Here is a 995-nt window from a genome sequence, read left to right as displayed (position 1 = left end):
AACATTTGCATTTGAGGCCATATACTTTGCCAGTGCTATAGTCCCTGGCGTGCTAGGTTCATGGATAACTATTCCACATCCAGAGGTAGTTGAAATTCTCTCAATGAATGATTTTGATTGGTTTCTTTTTGATATGGAACATGCACCAATAACTGTTGAAATTCTTGAGAATCTTTTAAGGGCTAAATCGGAAAAGATAACTTCTATTGTAAGAGTGCCAAAAAATGATCTGGTTTATATTAAACAGGCACTGGACATTGGAAGCTGTGGTGTTATGGTTCCAATGGTTAATGATGTTAAAGAAGCTTCAATGGCCGTTTCTTATAGCAAGTATCCACCCATTGGCATACGGGGTACAGGTGCGAGAAGGGCTTCCGGATATTATATAAAACAAGATGAATATCTTAAAAATGCAAATGCCGAAACCACGGTAATTGTACAGATAGAGACTGCTCAGGCAGTAAATAACTTTGAATCTATTATTTCAAAAGATGGTGTAGATGGATGGTTTATTGGACCTAACGATCTAGCTGCCTCTCTTGGACATTTAGGCGATCCATCATCCCCCGTTGTAATGGAAGCCATGGACAGAATGCTAAAAATCGGTAAAAAGGTGGGAAAACCTGGTGGCACACTGGCATTCAATGTAAAACAGGCTAAGGCATTAATTAAAAAAGGTTTTACTATAATGGCAGTAAGTTCTGATGATTTTCTTATTTATAAGGCCGCAAATGATCTTCTTAAGTCGTTTATTTACTGACAATTGTTTTTTAAAAATATACAATCCTAGCCAAATGGATTCAAAATATTGGATGGCTCTTTTTAACACTATATAGATTTAAAGTACTCAAAAGGAATTTATTTAAATAATAGAAATACACTAGAATAAATTATAAAGCATAGTAAATGTAAATTATTTAAGAATTTTGTCTTAACAATTATTATTTTGCGTAATAAAAACGTGAAATAAGTTTTATATTATTATATTTTTTGTA

Annotated in this window: 1 protein-coding gene; it reads left to right on the top strand. The window is 33.5% G+C overall.

All coding sequences use genetic code 11. From position 1 onward, the window contains the following. Positions 1 to 760: HpcH/HpaI aldolase family protein (locus AOG54_RS03990; protein ID WP_055032457.1), on the top strand; the 760-nt coding region annotated here is incomplete at its 5' end. Between the last annotated feature and the right edge of the window lie 235 nt (positions 761 to 995).

It is taken from the genome of Acidiplasma aeolicum (assembly GCF_001402945.1).
GTDB lineage: Archaea > Thermoplasmatota > Thermoplasmata > Thermoplasmatales > Thermoplasmataceae > Acidiplasma > Acidiplasma aeolicum.
Note: the sequence above shows the minus strand (reverse complement) of the source record. Positions and strands in the feature narration are given on the sequence as shown.